Origin of the sequence: Brachybacterium vulturis (genome assembly GCF_043641765.1) — a bacterium.
Lineage (GTDB): Bacteria > Actinomycetota > Actinomycetes > Actinomycetales > Dermabacteraceae > Brachybacterium > Brachybacterium vulturis_A.
In genome coordinates, this window is record NZ_JBHZRO010000025.1 from 1 (window position 1) to 13,545 (window position 13,545).

At 71.0% G+C, this 13,545-nt stretch carries 13 protein-coding genes; 4 read left to right on the forward strand and 9 right to left on the reverse strand.

The annotated features are described in order from the left end of the window. Positions 1-480 (forward strand): carbohydrate ABC transporter permease (locus ACHUEU_RS15090; RefSeq protein WP_394216923.1); only part of this gene is annotated, 480 nt, incomplete at its 5' end. Between the two features lie 26 nt (positions 481-506). Further along, a complete protein-coding gene (locus ACHUEU_RS15095; RefSeq protein WP_394216924.1) occupies positions 507-1,919 on the forward strand; it encodes a sulfatase family protein in 1,413 nt (470 codons plus the stop codon). Positions 1,920-1,962: 43 nt separating this feature from the next. On the opposite strand, the gene ACHUEU_RS15100 is transcribed toward ACHUEU_RS15095, so the two are convergent. The 8 genes from ACHUEU_RS15100 to ACHUEU_RS15135 all read right to left on the reverse strand — a co-directional run bounded on the left by ACHUEU_RS15100 (position 1,963) and on the right by ACHUEU_RS15135 (position 11,323). Beyond that, on the reverse strand, positions 1,963-2,304 hold the full coding sequence (locus ACHUEU_RS15100; protein ID WP_394216925.1) for a YciI family protein: 342 nt from the start codon (positions 2,302-2,304) through the stop codon (positions 1,963-1,965). A gap of 88 nt (positions 2,305-2,392) precedes the next feature. Next, positions 2,393-3,802 (reverse strand): ABC transporter permease, encoded by a 1,410-nt coding sequence (locus ACHUEU_RS15105; RefSeq protein WP_394216926.1) that lies wholly within the window; start codon positions 3,800-3,802, stop codon positions 2,393-2,395. 57 nt (positions 3,803-3,859) lie between these two features. After that, entirely contained in the window at positions 3,860-4,066 is a 207-nt protein-coding gene (locus tag ACHUEU_RS15110; protein WP_394216927.1) for a hypothetical protein, read from the reverse strand. Continuing rightward, positions 4,063-5,055, reverse strand: coding sequence for an ABC transporter ATP-binding protein (locus tag ACHUEU_RS15115; protein WP_394216928.1), 993 nt, complete (start codon positions 5,053-5,055; stop codon positions 4,063-4,065). The genes ACHUEU_RS15110 and ACHUEU_RS15115 overlap by 4 nt, the downstream gene beginning before the upstream one ends. A 149-nt stretch (positions 5,056-5,204) precedes the next feature. Further along, positions 5,205-6,122 carry a PD-(D/E)XK nuclease family protein gene (locus ACHUEU_RS15120; RefSeq protein ID WP_394216929.1) on the reverse strand — a complete coding sequence of 306 codons (918 nt, stop codon included), beginning with the start codon at positions 6,120-6,122 and terminating at the stop codon, positions 5,205-5,207. A gap of 145 nt (positions 6,123-6,267) precedes the next feature. Further along, a complete protein-coding gene (locus ACHUEU_RS15125; RefSeq protein ID WP_394216930.1) occupies positions 6,268-9,393 on the reverse strand; it encodes a bifunctional [glutamine synthetase] adenylyltransferase/[glutamine synthetase]-adenylyl-L-tyrosine phosphorylase in 3,126 nt (1,041 codons plus the stop codon). Between the two features lie 28 nt (positions 9,394-9,421). Beyond that, positions 9,422-10,759, reverse strand: coding sequence for a glutamine synthetase family protein (locus tag ACHUEU_RS15130; protein WP_394216931.1), 1,338 nt, complete (start codon positions 10,757-10,759; stop codon positions 9,422-9,424). Between the two features lie 39 nt (positions 10,760-10,798). Beyond that, positions 10,799-11,323 (reverse strand): hypothetical protein, encoded by a 525-nt coding sequence (locus tag ACHUEU_RS15135; RefSeq protein WP_394216932.1) that lies wholly within the window; start codon positions 11,321-11,323, stop codon positions 10,799-10,801. A gap of 176 nt (positions 11,324-11,499) precedes the next feature. On the opposite strand from ACHUEU_RS15135, the gene panB reads away from it, so the two are divergent. Next, positions 11,500-12,327: a 3-methyl-2-oxobutanoate hydroxymethyltransferase gene (panB, locus tag ACHUEU_RS15140; RefSeq protein ID WP_394216933.1), complete on the forward strand. Its 828-nt coding sequence runs from the start codon at positions 11,500-11,502 to the stop codon at positions 12,325-12,327. A gap of 25 nt (positions 12,328-12,352) precedes the next feature. Here panB and ACHUEU_RS15145 read toward each other — a convergent pair whose 3' ends face one another. Beyond that, on the reverse strand, positions 12,353-12,571 hold the full coding sequence (locus tag ACHUEU_RS15145; RefSeq protein ID WP_394216934.1) for an SPOR domain-containing protein: 219 nt from the start codon (positions 12,569-12,571) through the stop codon (positions 12,353-12,355). A 37-nt stretch (positions 12,572-12,608) separates the two neighbouring features. Here ACHUEU_RS15145 and map point away from each other — a divergent pair, with 37 nt between their 5' ends. Next, positions 12,609-13,496 carry a type I methionyl aminopeptidase gene (gene map / locus ACHUEU_RS15150; protein WP_394216935.1) on the forward strand — a complete coding sequence of 296 codons (888 nt, stop codon included), beginning with the start codon at positions 12,609-12,611 and terminating at the stop codon, positions 13,494-13,496. Positions 13,497-13,545 lie beyond the last annotated feature (49 nt).

Consider the following 13,545-nt stretch of genomic DNA (forward strand, 5'->3'; position numbering starts at 1 on the left):
TTCCTGGCCATGGTTCATGATCTCGCTTCCCCAGCAAATGCTGGAATCAGCGTGTCCACGAACAAGGGTCAGGCCCCCATCGTCACTCCCGGCCTCGCCACAGCGTTCGGCACGTTCCTGATGCGCCAGTTCTTCCTCGGCCTGCCCGATGAGCTCGAGGACGCGGCGAGATTGGACGGCGCGAATCCGTTCCAGATCTTCTCTCGGATCATGATGCCGCTGGCTCGGAACGGGATGTTTGCGCTCGGGATCATGACCACGATGTGGTCGTGGAACGAGCTGCTGTGGCCTTTGGTCATCACCACCGATGACACGGTCCGGCCGTTGAGCGTGGGCATCGCCACCTTGCAGGGTCAGTACGAGAGCCAGTATCCGCTGATGATGGCGGCTTCGCTAATGGCCATCGCACCGATCCTGATCCTGTTCATCATCTTTCAGAAGCGCGTCATCGCTGGGGTCGCGCGGACCGGCATCAAGTGACATCCCCACCCGTGAGTCGAGGCTCCATGTCCCGCCCGAACATCCTGCTCATCCACTGCCACGACCTCGGTCGTCATCTTGGCTGTTACGGAGCCGACAGCGTGGTCTCACCGCATCTGGACGCCCTGGCGGCAGAGGGCGTCCGTGCCACGTCCATGTTCGCGGCCGCCCCGCAGTGCAGCCCGTCCCGGGCCGCGCTGTTCACCGGTCGCTGGCCCCATGCCAATGGCGTGATGGGCCTGACCCACCGCTCCTTCGCCTGGGATCTGCATCCGGACGAGAGGCACCTGGCCGGGATGCTGCGCGACGGCGGGTACCGCAGCGAGCTGATCGGTGTGCATCACGAGTCCCGAGCTCTCGAGGACGACGCGGTCGCGGAGCGCCTCGGATTTGATCAGGTCCGTACTGGCGGTCTCGCGGAGGTCGTCGCCGAGCGGGGCATCGACGCTCTCCACCGATTCGCCGGCGGGAGCGAGCCCTTCTATCTGCAGGTCGGGTTCCAGGAGCCGCATCGGCTTCCGGGCGCCCGGGACGAGCACGGCGTGATGGGGTTCCTCGGGGAGCATCTGGACCCTGACACCAGTCGGGGTGTGCAGGTGCCCGGCTATCTCGTCGCCAACGACACGGCACGAGCAGAATTGGCCGAGCTCCAGGGAGCGATCAGGGCGATGGATACCGCGGTCGGCACCGTACTGACGGCGCTGGACGGCCTCGGTCTGACGGAAAACACGATTACGATCTTCACCACCGATCACGGGCTCGCACTGCCCCGGGCCAAGTGTTCCCTGTATGACCCGGGGCTGGAGATCGCTTTCATCGTCCGCTGGCCGGCCGGCAGCTGGAGCGGAGGGCGCTCGGTCACCGGGGCACTGAGCAACATCGACGTCGTGCCGACGCTGATGGAGGCCGTGGGACTGCCCGCCGGATCGGCCCGGACGATGCACGGCGAGAGCTTCGCCGCGGCCCTGACCGGTGAGCATCCCACCTCCGGTCGGGAACATGTCTTCGCGGAGATGACCTACCACGACTACTACGATCCTCGGCGCTGCGTGCGCACGGACGAGGTCAAGCTCATCGCCAACTTCAGCTCGGCACCGGGGTACATGGATCCCAGCCAGTCTTGGCGGCGCCGTTGCACGCCTCGCGCGCCCAGCTATGCGCACGAGGACTACCACCCGAGCCTCGAGCTCTACGACCTGCGGAACGACCCTTGGGAGCAGCACGACCTCGCCGAGGATCCGAATCACACCGACCGCCTGGCAGACCTCTCCGAGCAGTTGTTCCTGTGGATGCAGAGCACCGGGGATCCATTGCACGACGGACCGGTCGGCAATCCACTCGCGACAGCCACTCGCGATCGCCTGCGGGCCTCGGCGCTCCGCGATCGAGCGACTCCGGACGCACCAGTCATGCCGCCGCTGCCGTCTCCGGAGTGGTGACCGGATCGATGGAACGTGGCACACGCCCCCGCGCCGCCGCCCCTCAGCTCTCGGCATCCTCCCCGAACACCCGCACCTCCTGAGCGCAGCGGCAGGCCGCGGCGAGCTTCCGCGCCCATTCCAGCGCCTCCTCGCGGGTGGCGACCTCGAGCACGGCGAAGCCGCCGTCGAGATGCCGGGTCTCGGTGTAGGTGGCCTCGAGCACGGTGCCGGTGCCGTCGACCATCACGGGCGGCACGCTGCCGTCGATCCCGCCGCCGAAGACCCACACGCCGGCAGCCTTGGCCGCGCGCACCACGGCGTGGGAGTCCTCGGAGGCCGCCTGCAGCTCTGTGCCGGTCGCCGTCATCGCGGCGCTCGGGAAGGAGATCAGGTACGTCGTCATCGGGTCCGCCTCTCATCGGCCCCGGGGCGCTGCGGCCGCGGGGACCCCGTCCGGTGCCGGGAAGTCTCCTCCCCCGGCGTCCGCGCCGCTACCCCGCCGCCAGATCCCGTCGCCGCACCGCCACCAGGCCCACGCACACCAGCGCCGCGGCAGCGACAGCCATCACCAGCAGCGGTGGCCCGTCGACGTCCGCCGAGGGCAGCAGCGGGACGTGATGCAGCGGCGAGACGTCCTTGGCGCCGTCGGGCAGGCCCAGCAGGTCGCCGAGGAAGGTGACCAGCGCGGTGTAGACCACGAGCGCCCAGGCGATGCCCGTCAGGCGCAGACTCAGCCCGTACAGCGCCAGGGCGACCGCGCCGTAGAGCGCGATCGCGGGCAGGTAGGCGAGGGAGGCCAGGGTCAGGTCCCCGATCCATCCGGTGTCCTCGGTGGCGGCCCAGACCCCGAGCCCCACACCGACGCCGAGCAGCATCTGCATCAGCACCGCCTCGACCAGCACGACCAGGAACCAGCTCAGGGCCAGGCGCACGCGGGAGGTGCCGGCCACCAGTGCCCCGGCCAGCCGTCCCGCCACCTCCTCACTGCGCATCCGCAGCACGCCGGAGACGATCAGGGCCACCGGTCCGATCGCGAGCATCATCAGCACGAAGGCGGAGAACGAGCCGGTCAGGTCCTCCAGCACGATCGGGGCGAAATCCTGGATCGTGGGCATCTCCTCGACGACGTCGGTGAGCGAGGAGGCCAGCGAGCCGAAGGCGATCGCGAACAGGAACAGGCCGATGGCCCAGGCGATCATCGTCCCCGTGATCAGTCGCCGGGCGAGCCCGCCCGGTGCGAGCAGCGCGGAGGACGCGGTGCGCCGTCCGCCGGTGGCGGCGCGCAGCCCGGCGCCCACGTCACGGCGGCGGGACAGCGCACCGCCGAGCACCAGCAGCGCGATCAGCGCGGCGAGGGGCACCAGCAGCGGCCACCAGCGCAGATCCACGAACACCCGGGTCTGCTGGGCCCAGGCCAGGGGTGAGAACCAGGACAGCCAGGAGCCCTGCCGGTTCAGGACGTCGCCGACGCCGCGCACCATGAAGGCCAGCGCCAGCAGTCCCAGCGCCAGGCCGGAGGCGGTGCCGGCGTGCTCGGTCAGCTGCGCGGTCACCGCCGTGATCGCGGCGAAGACCATCCCGGTCAGGGCGGTGGCGAGGCCGAGGGCGAGGGAGCCGGCGATCTCCCCGCCCACCGAGACGGTGCCGACGGTGACCGCCGCACCGAGCGCGAGGTTCGCGATGGTGAGGATCACCAGTGCCGCGACGGCGGGGGCGAGCCGGCCGGTGGGCAGCGCCCGGGTGATCTCCAGGCGCCCGGCCTCCTCCTCGCCGCGGGTGTGACGCACGGTCAGCAGCACGCTCATGATCGCGGCCGTGATGAGGATGTAGAGGAACAGCTCATTGGCCACCATCGCCCAGAAGGTGTACTGGTCGGTGGCGAAGTAGGGGCCCGTCATCATCACGGCCGAGGGGTTGTCCAGCAGCCTCGCCCGCGCGTCCAGCGCCCCCTGGTCGGGTTAGGCCTCCTGCATGGCGAGGATCGAGGCCGGCACCAGGGTCAGCACGGCGAGCGTCCAGATGAGGACCGCTCGCCGTGAGAGCCGTCCGTAGAGCCGTACCAGGGACCCCAGTCCCGTCAGCGGCGAGGTGGGGACCGGTGCCGCCCGATGGGTCGGGGCGCTGCTGTCGTGGGCGGCGGTGCTGGTGCGGGCGGCGGTCCTCATGACTGCTGCGCACCGTCCGCGGCGGCGAGGTCGTCGCCGTAGTGGCGCAGGAAGAGGTCCTCGAGCGAGGGCGGGGTGATGGTCAGCGCGGTGACGTCCATGCGGGTCAGCACCGGCAGCACGTCGTGCACCGCTGCGTCGTCGACGTCGAAGCGCAGCCGGTCGCCGTCGATGCGCAGATCGTGCACACCGTCCATCGCCGCCAGGCCGGCGGGGTCCGCGCCGGTGGTCGCGGCGACCGTGGAGCGGGTGAGATGGCGCAGCTGGGCCAGGGTGCCGGATTCGACGTCCTTGCCGGCGCGGATGATCGTCACCGTGTCGCAGAGCTTCTCGACCTCGGCCAGGATGTGGCTGGACAGCAGCACGGTGCGCCCGTCGGCGCGCAGCCGGGCGACCTCATCGGTGAAGATCGCCTCCATCAGCGGGTCCAGCCCCGAGGTGGGCTCGTCCATGATGAAGAGGTCCACATCCCGTGACAGGGCCGCGACCAGCGCGACCTTCTGTCGGTTGCCCGTGGAGTAGGTGCGGGCCCGTCTGCTGGGATCCAGCTCGAAGCGCTCGATCAGCTCCTCCCGACGTCTCCGGTGGGCGGCGCCCCGCTCCCCGCGGGTGAGCACGTCGATCGCCTCTCCCCCGGTGAGCTGCGGCCAGAGGTTCGTGTCCCCGGGCACGTAGGCGAGGCGGTGGTGGATCTGCACGGCCTGGGACCACGGGTCCATCCCGAGCACCTCCGCGCAGCCGGAGGTGGCGCGCAGCAGGCCCAGCAGCACCCGGATGGCGGTGGACTTGCCGGCGCCGTTCGGGCCCAGGAAGCCGGTGACCTCACCGCGGGGCACGGTGAGGTCGAAGCCGTCCAGGGCGCGGGTGGTGCCGAAGGTCTTGCTCAGGTCCCGGACCACGATCGCGGCATCCGCAGCGCCGGCACCGGGGGATGCGTGACCAGGGGCGGCGGAGCCGGGCTCGGGGGTGGCGCCGTCGGTGGTGGTCATGAGGCGTCCCCCTGGGTCGTCGGTGAGGCAGCGCCGTCCGCAGGAGCGCAACCGGACCGGGAGCTCGGCGATCGGGCTGACGTACCCCAGGCTATAGAGGTGATCAAGGGGCGGCAAGCACGCCGCCCGCCCCGTCGCCGCAGCCGAGCTCAGCCCAGCGCGTCCATCCCGCCCTTGGCCTTCAGCAGCGACAGCAGCAGGTCCTTGGGACCGGCGGCGGGCTCCAGCGCGCACTCGTCGGGCTCGAAGGACCAGCTGGCCCGCAGGGCGCGGAACACCTCGAACTCGGCATCGCCGGTGCGCAGCGGCACCGCCTGGTAGCCGCCGGCCTCCGGCAGATGGATCACGAAGGCGCCGGTCAGGTCCGGCATCTCCCGGGTGGAGCCGTCGTTGTCCAGCAGCAGCTCCGCCCGGCACACCGCCACGCCCTGCAGCGCGAAGTCGCCGCGCACCTTCTTCGACGTCTTGATGTCGGCGCTCAGCACGGTGTTGCCGATCTTCACGATCGCATCGGTGGTCCCCGCATAGCCCACGGTGTGGTTCACGACGGTCTGCTCGACCTCGAGGAACTCGGGCTGGAAGTCGTCCAGGAAGCGGGCGTAGCCGTCCAGACGCACCGCGACGCGGGCCAGCAGCGCCTGCGGATCCTGCTCGGCCGCGAAGCTCCCCTGCTCGGTGCGCATCTGCTCGACGATCGCGCCGATCCTCGCACCGTCGGGGCGGGAGCCGCTGGTCCCCCACTCCTCGCACACGGCGTGCACCAGGGTGCCGAAGTCCGCGGCGGTGCGGGTGTACTCCGGGGCGGCGGCCGCGATGCGCTTCTGGCTGCCCCAGCGGTCCCGGGTGACGCGGGAGATCTCGGCGGCGGCGCGGTGGGGATTGCGGTCCAGCCAGGAGTACATCTCCAGCGCCCGCTTCGAGGCCATGGTCGCGTACCAGCCCTGCAGGAAGTCCTTCGCCCGCGCTCCCGCGACGGTGGTGATCGAGGGGTACATCAGCGGGCCGTCGGGCTCGAGCCGGTACATGCGGCCGCGCGGGGTGTCGGCACTGAGGGAGGGCGTGGTCATGGGTCCTCACGGTGGCGGGCGACGCCGGGCGGCGTCGGGACGAACGAGGGACACCGTACGCCGCGGGGTGCGCGGCCGGGGCGGGATCCGCAGCGGACGCGCCGAGGCGGACCACGGATCACATCGCGCGGTGTCGCCGGGGGCATCAGTCCTGCGGACCGAAGATGACCTCCTCGGCGATGCTCCGCGCCCGACGGGTCACCCGCAGGTATCGCTCCTCGAGCTCGGAGGCGGAGCCATCGGCCCCCTCGATCAGCAGCGCCAGCGCGCGCAGGTCGTGGCGGTCGGTGGGCAGCACATCGCCCTCCTTCCCCTTCCACAGGAACAGGCTGCGACGGATCTGCCAGCCCAGCGTCCACGCCTCGGTGAGCTCCTTGACCTCCCGCATCGGCAGCAGATCCGCCTGCGCCGCCGACTCCAGCTGCTCGAGGGTCCGCGGGGTGCGCAGACCCTCGACCTCATGGCCGTGCTCGAGCGCGAGGATCTGCGCGGTCCACTCCACGTCGGTCATGCCGCCACGGCCGAGCTTCACATGACGGGAGGGGTCCGCATTGCGGGGCAGCCGCTCGGACTCGACCCGCGCCTTCATCCGGGTGATCTGCCGCCGCGCGGAGGCCGACAGCCCGCCCGCGGGGTAGCGGTACCGGTCCATCTCCTCGCGCAGCTGCTCGGCCACCGCCTCGGAGGCGACCACGGGCCGTGCCCGCAGCAGGGCCTGCTTCTCCCAGGTCTCGGCGTCCCGTCGGTAGTAGTCGGTCCAGGACTCGAGGCTCCGCGCGAGCGGTCCGACCTTGCCCTCGGGGCGCAGATCCGCACTGACCCGCATGTCCGAGCGGGCGGTGGGGGCGTTGAGGATCTTCTGGGTCTGGGTGGCGACCGCCCCGGCGATCTCCACGGCATCCTTGCCGGCCCCGCGGTCGACGACGACGAACTGCACGTCGGCGTCCGAGGAGTAGCCCATCTCGCGGGCACCGAAGCTGCCCAGGGCGATGATCGCCATCTCGATGCGCAGCGCCCGGGCGGGATCGGAGCGCTTCTCGCGCAGGCGCAGCGCCGTCCCGACGTCGATCTCGGGCTCGCTGTCGAGGGTCTCGGCGTCCTCCCCCACCGCGTCCCGCTCGCGGGCCACCACGTGCAGCGCCACCAGCATCCCGGCCTCGAGCACCGCTTCGGCCAGATCGGTGAGCGCCCGCGCGATCTCCGTCGGGCTCGCCACCCCGGTGAGGTGGGCCAGGGCGATGCGCAGCAGCTCCCGATTGCGGGTGCGGCGCAGCACGTCGCGGGCCTCCTCGGCCTCGTCGACCCGGGAGATGACGGCGAGGAACTCGCGTCCCAGCACGTCACGGGCGAGCGGTCGCAGCTGGGAGTCGCGGGCCAGCCAGCGCACCCCCTCGGGGATCTGCTCGAGCTGCTCGCCGACGTAGCGGCCCGCGGCGAGCACCCGGGTGAGCCGTTTCGCGGCGAGTCCGGAGTCGCGCAGCAGGCCCAGGTACCAGTGCGCCGAGCCGATGGTGTCCGAGAGCCGGCGGAACGCCAGCAGCCCCAGATCCGCATCGACGCCGTCGGCGAACCATTCGAGCATGGCCGGCAGCAGCTGGCGCTGGATCTTCGCCCGCCGGGAGATGCCCTCCGTCAGCGCGGCGATGTGGCCGAGGGCGCGGGCAGGATCGCGGTAGCCGATCGCGGCCAGCCGGGCGGAGGCGTCCTCCGTGCTCAGCCGGATCTGGCCGTCACTGAGCCGGGAGGCGGTCAGCAGCAGCGGCCGGTAGAAGATCTCCTCGTGCAGCTGGCGCACGCGGCGCCGGGTGCGCTGATACCGCTGGTGGAACTCATCGGGAGTCAACCGCAGGCTGCGGGCGAGGCGGCGCAGGTCCGACGCGGCGGTGGGCAGCACCTGGGTGCGGCGCATCCGGTGCAGCTGCAGCCGGTGCTCGACGCAGCGCAAGAAGCGGTAGGCCATATCCATCTCGGCCACGTGATCGCGCGAGATGTACCCGCCCTCGCCGAGCCGGGCGAGGGAATCGAGGGTGGAGCGGCCCTGCAGCACCTCATCGGCGCGGCCGTGGACCATCTGCAGCAGCTGGACGGTGAACTCCACATCCCGCAGTCCGCCCGGACCGAGCTTGAGGTTGCGCTCCACCTCGGCACGCGGGATGTGGGCGACCACCCGGCGGCGCATCGCCCGGGCATCCTCGACGAAGCCCTCGCGGGTGGAGGCCTGCCACACCCAGGGCTCGACCATGGTCTCGAAGCCGTCGCCGAGCTCCCGGTCGCCGGCGGCGGCCCGGGCCTTCAGCAGGGCCTGGAACTCCCAGGACTTCGCCCACTCGGTGTAGTAGCGGCGGTAGGACGCCAGGGTGCGCACCAGCGGGCCGTCCTTGCCCTCGGGCCGGAGGTTCGCGTCGACCTGCCACAGCGATCCCTCCCCGGTCCGCTCGGAGCAGGCGCGGGCGAGCTCGCGGGCCAGGGCGGAGCCGATGGCGACGAGGTCCTCCTCGACCTCGGAGCCGAGCTCGCCGTCCTCGGCCATCAGGTGCGCGGCGGGGGCGACCACATGCATGACGTCGACGTCGGAGAGGAAGTTCAGCTCACGTGCCCCGGTCTTGCCCAGTGCGATCACCGCCCAGCGCACGCTGCGGTGATCCTCGACGGTGGCGCGGGCGATCGCGGAGGCCGCCTCGAGCGCCGCATCGGCGAGGTCGCTGAGGGCCCCGGAGACGCGGGGCTGGAGGGCGGGCGGATCCGCAGAGCAGACGTCGGCCGCGGCGATCTGCGTGAGCCGGCCGTGATAGGCGATGCGCAGAGCGTCGCGCACCTCTCGACCGGCGCCCCCCGCCACCGGCACCTCGGCCTCGGGATCGGCGCCGACGGCCTCGAGCAGGTCCCGTCGGACGGCATCGGCGGTCACGGTCAGCTCGTCGTCCCCCTCGCGCAGCAGGGCGAGCTTCTCGGGATGGCGGGTGAGGAAGTCACCGAGCGCCACCGAGGTGCCCAGCAGGGTGATCAGTCGCTGACCGGCCGAGCCCTCCTCCCCGATCCCGTCGAGGAACTGCGTCAGCAGGGCGTCCTGACCGTCCTCCTGCGCGGATTCCGCCAGCCGGAGCAGTCCCAGCACAGCGTCGTCGCCGTCGGCGGTCCGGCCCAGCGCCGCTGCGGCGCCGTCGCCGAGTCCGGCCAGAGCGGGTTCGTCCAGGAACCGGCGCACCCGGTCGGTGCTGCTGAATCCCAGGCGGGCGAGGACTCCGGTGGTGGTGGGGGGTTCGGTGCTCACGCGCTCTCCTCTCTCCGACCCGGCGTCCTCAGACGCGGCTGAAGGTCGAGCGCAGCTCGTGATCGGTCACCTGCTCGCGATAGCGCTGCCATTCCTGGCGCTTGTCCCGCAGGAAGAACTCGAAGACCTGCTCCCCCAGGGTGCTGGCCATCAGCTCCGAGCCCTCGAAGGCCTCGAGCGCACGGAACAGGTCCGTGGGCAGCGGCTCGATGCCCATCGCGCGACGTTCGCGCTCGGTGAGGTCCCAGACCGCGTCCTCCGAACCCTCGGGCAGCTCGTACTCCCCCTCGATGCCCGCCATCCCGGCGGCCAGCAGCACGGAGAAGGCGAGGTAGGGATTTGCCGAGGAGTCCAGACCGCGGAACTCGACCCGGGAGCTGGTGCCCTTGGTGGGCTTGTGGAACGGTACGCGCACCAGGGCGGAACGGTTGTTGTGGCCCCAGCAGATGTAGCTCGGCGCCTCCTGCGCACCCCAGAGGCGCTTGTAGGAGTTCACCCACTGGTTGGTCACGGCGCTGTACTCGGGGGCGTGCCGCAGCAGCCCGGCGATGAACTGCCGGCCCATCCGGGAGAGGCCGTACTCGGCGCCCGGGGCATGGAAGGCGTTCTTGCCGCCCTGGAACAGGGAGAGGTGGGTGTGCATCCCGGAGCCGGGCTGGTCGATCATCGGCTTGGGCATGAAGGTGGCCACCTGCCCCATCGACAGGGCGACCTCCTTGACCACGGTGCGCAGGGTGAGGATGTTGTCGGCGGTGGTGAGCGCATCGGCGTAGCGCAGGTCGATCTCGTTCTGACCGGGGCCGTTCTCGTGGTGGGAGAACTCGACCTGGATGTTCATCGCCTCCAGGTGCTGGATGGCGGTGCGGCGGAAGTCCTGGCCCTGCCCGCGGTGGACGTGGTCGAAGTAGCCGGCATGGTCGATCGGCCGCAGCGGTTCGCCCTGCCGATAGGGCTCCTCGAAGAGGTAGAACTCGATCTCGGGATGGGTGAAGAACTCCAGCCCCTTCTCCTCGGCGCGGCCCAGCGCGTCGCGCAGCACCCGGCGCGGATCGCTGGCGGCGGGTTCGCCGTCCGGGGTGAGCACATCGCACATCATCCGGCCGGTCGCGTTGGTCTCCCCGCGCCAGGCCAGCAGTTCGAAGGTGGCCGGGTCCGGGCGCAGGATCATGTCCGATTCGAAGCTGCGGGTGAGCCCCTCGATGGTCGAGCCGTCGATGCCGATGCCCTCGGTGAAGGCGGTCTCGAGGTCCGACGGGGAGATCGCGATGGACTTCAGCGTCCCGGCGATGTCGCAGAACCAGAGCCGGATGAATCGCACATCGCTGTCGGAGACCGTGCGGATGACGTCGTCGTGGAGATGTCCCATGCGCCCAGTGTGCCTCAGCGAGGGGGACGCAAGCAGCGCTCAGAAGGGGATGACGAGGTACCAGCGGCCGTCGTCCCCGGGAGCCATCGGGATGCCGAGGTCGTTGCCGAGCACGCTGAGGGAGACGGTGCCGTCCCCGTTGTCGCTCGCCTCGATCATCGAGGAGTCGATCGCGTCGAAGGTCCCGGGCTCCAGCTGCTCGGCGCGTTCGCCGATGACCGGCTCCACCCCGTCGACGCAGTCCTGGAGGCGCTCGCCCTCGGGGGCGGTCCCGGTGGAGGGGTCCAGGACCATGCCGCAGGCCGCCTCCCAGTCCTGATCATCGAGCACCCGCAGCACCTCGACGAAGCGCTGGGAGGCGGCCTCGAGCTCCACGTCGCGGTAGGGGCTCTCCCCTCCCCCGTCGCTCGCCGGGTCCTCGGTCGCGGGGTCGGTCGTGGAGGCCTCCGGCGGTGCGCTCGGGAATGCCTCCTCGCCGCCGGTGCAGGCCGCGGCTCCGCACAGCAGGGCGATGGCCCCCATGCCGGTGGCGGTGCCCCGCAGAATGGCGCGCATCGTGGTCACGATGCCTCTCCTCCCCGGCCGCCGCGGTGGCGACCGGCACCAGGTTCGCATATTCCGGCGCACCGCTGACAGCGCCCCCGTGTCGCCTCGGCGCGATGGGGGAAGACCGGTGAGGAGCTGACGAGGATATGCTGGCCCGCAGACCATTCGTCCCGTCCACCGCCCAGGAGCGTCCCGTGAGCACTGAGCCCGCGTCCGGCATCGCCGCGCCGGCCACGATCCGACTGCGACACCTCACGCAGGCCAAGGAGCAGGGTCGGCCCTTCTCGATGCTCACCGCCTACGACCAGTTCGCGGCGAAGGCCTTCGAGGCCGCCGGGGTGGAGGTGCTCCTGGTGGGCGACTCCGTGGGCACCACGGTGCTCGGCTACGACTCGACCACCTCCACCACGCACCAGGACATGCTGACCTTCACCGGCGCGGTGGCCCGCAGCGTCACCCGTCCCCTGGTGGTCGCCGATCTCGCCTTCGGCACCTACGAGGCGGGCCCCGCCGAGGCGCTGCGCCACAGCGTCGAGCTGGTGCGCGCGGGGGCCGGCGCGGTCAAGCTCGAGGGCGGCGAGGAGGTGGCGCCCCAGGTGCGGGCCCTGGCGCGGGCGGGGATCCCCGTCTTCGGCCACCTCGGCTTCACGCCGCAGTCGGTCAACTCGCTGTCCGGGCACCGGGTGCAGGGACGAGATCCGCAGGGCGCGCAGAAGATGCGCGAGGATGCGCTCGCACTGCAGTCGGCGGGCGCGGCGGCGATCGTGCTCGAGCTGGTCCCGGCGGCGGTCGCCGCCTCCGTCACCGCGTCGCTGTCGGTGCCGACGATCGGCATCGGGGCCGGGCCCGACTGCGACGGTCAGGTGCTGGTGTGGCAGGACATGGCCGGGCTCTCCGGCTTCCAGGGGAAGTTCGTGAAGACGTTCGCGGATCTGCGCCCGCAGCTCGAGCGGGCCGCCCAGCAGTTCCGGGCCGAGGTCGCCGAACGCAGCTACCCCGGACCCGAGCACTCCTTCGAATGAGCCCGCAGACGGCGGGCCGGACGCGTCAGCGCGGCTCGTCGGAGCCCGAGCCCTCGCTCCCGTAGCCCTCCCACTGCGCGTTCTCCTCATCCCAGGACTGATTGCGCTCCGCCGCGGTCTGCAGCGCGCGCTCGGCCTCCGCGCGCGTCGCGTAGGGGCCCATCAGCTCCGTGCCCGGGGACTGGTGCCCCTCCTCCACGGTGCCGTTGGTCAGGTTGAAGTAATACTGCGTGCCCTCGGTCACGTCGGTCTCCTTCGAAGTCGGTGAGAGACTGGTAGGCATGACTGTAGAGCAGGAATGGTTCCGTCCCGAAGAGCGCGAGGTGCTGGTCCCGGGCGTCCTCAGCCCCCGTCGCAGCGTTCCCGCGTGGATCGAGCGACCGGAGTACGTCGGCAAGGACGAGGCCGTCTCCGACTCCGGTCCGTTCGTCCAGAGCGCCGAGGTGATCGCCCGGGTCCGGGAGGCGTCACGGATCGCGGCGCTCGCGCTGCAGGCCGCCGGCGAGGCCGCACAGCCGGGCGTGACCACCGACCACATCGATGCCGTCGTCCACGAGGTGCTGCTCGAGCACGGCGCCTACCCCTCGACGCTCGGCTACCTGGGCTTCGAGAAGTCCTGCTGCACGAGCCTGAACGAGGTGATATGCCACGGGATCCCCGACTCCACCGTGATGCGGTCCGGGGACATCCTCAACGTCGATGTCACCGCGTACATCGGTGGAGTGCACGGCGACTGCAATGCGACGTTCCTGGTGGGCGATGTCCATCCGCGCGCCCAGGAGCTGGTGGAGCGGGCCCACGAGGCGATGATGCGCGGCATCAAGGTGGCCCGCCCCGGCCGCGAGGTCAACGTGATCGGGCGTGTGATCGAGAAGTACGCCTCCCGGCACGGCCTGGAGTCGGTGCAGGACTACACCGGCCACGGGGTCGCCGAGGGGTTCCACAACGGACTGATCATCCCCCACTACGACTCCGCCCCCATGTTCGACGACGTGATCGAGGAGAACATGACCTTCACGATCGAGCCGATGATCACCCTCGGCTCCCAGGCCTGGGAGTCGTGGGACGACGGCTGGACCGTGGTGACCAAGGACCGTTCCTTCAGCGCGCAGTTCGAGCACACGATGCTGATCACCGCCGAGGGTCCGGAGCTGCTCACGGTGGTCTGAGACCGCGCGCTGAACTCACCCTCCCCGGGGTCGGTCCACGGGTATCCTG

Coding starts and splice junctions, on each gene's coding strand:
- ACHUEU_RS15095 (WP_394216924.1), top strand. CDS start 507: ATGTCCCGCCCGAACATCCTGCTCATCCACTGCCACGACCTCGGTCGT.
- ACHUEU_RS15100 (WP_394216925.1), bottom strand. CDS start 2,304: ATGACGACGTACCTGATCTCCTTCCCGAGCGCCGCGATGACGGCGACC.
- ACHUEU_RS15105 (WP_394216926.1), bottom strand. CDS start 3,802: ATGATGACGGGCCCCTACTTCGCCACCGACCAGTACACCTTCTGGGCG.
- ACHUEU_RS15110 (WP_394216927.1), bottom strand. CDS start 4,066: ATGAGGACCGCCGCCCGCACCAGCACCGCCGCCCACGACAGCAGCGCC.
- ACHUEU_RS15115 (WP_394216928.1), bottom strand. CDS start 5,055: ATGACCACCACCGACGGCGCCACCCCCGAGCCCGGCTCCGCCGCCCCT.
- ACHUEU_RS15120 (WP_394216929.1), bottom strand. CDS start 6,122: ATGACCACGCCCTCCCTCAGTGCCGACACCCCGCGCGGCCGCATGTAC.
- ACHUEU_RS15130 (WP_394216931.1), bottom strand. CDS start 10,759: ATGGGACATCTCCACGACGACGTCATCCGCACGGTCTCCGACAGCGAT.
- map (WP_394216935.1), top strand. CDS start 12,609: ATGACTGTAGAGCAGGAATGGTTCCGTCCCGAAGAGCGCGAGGTGCTG.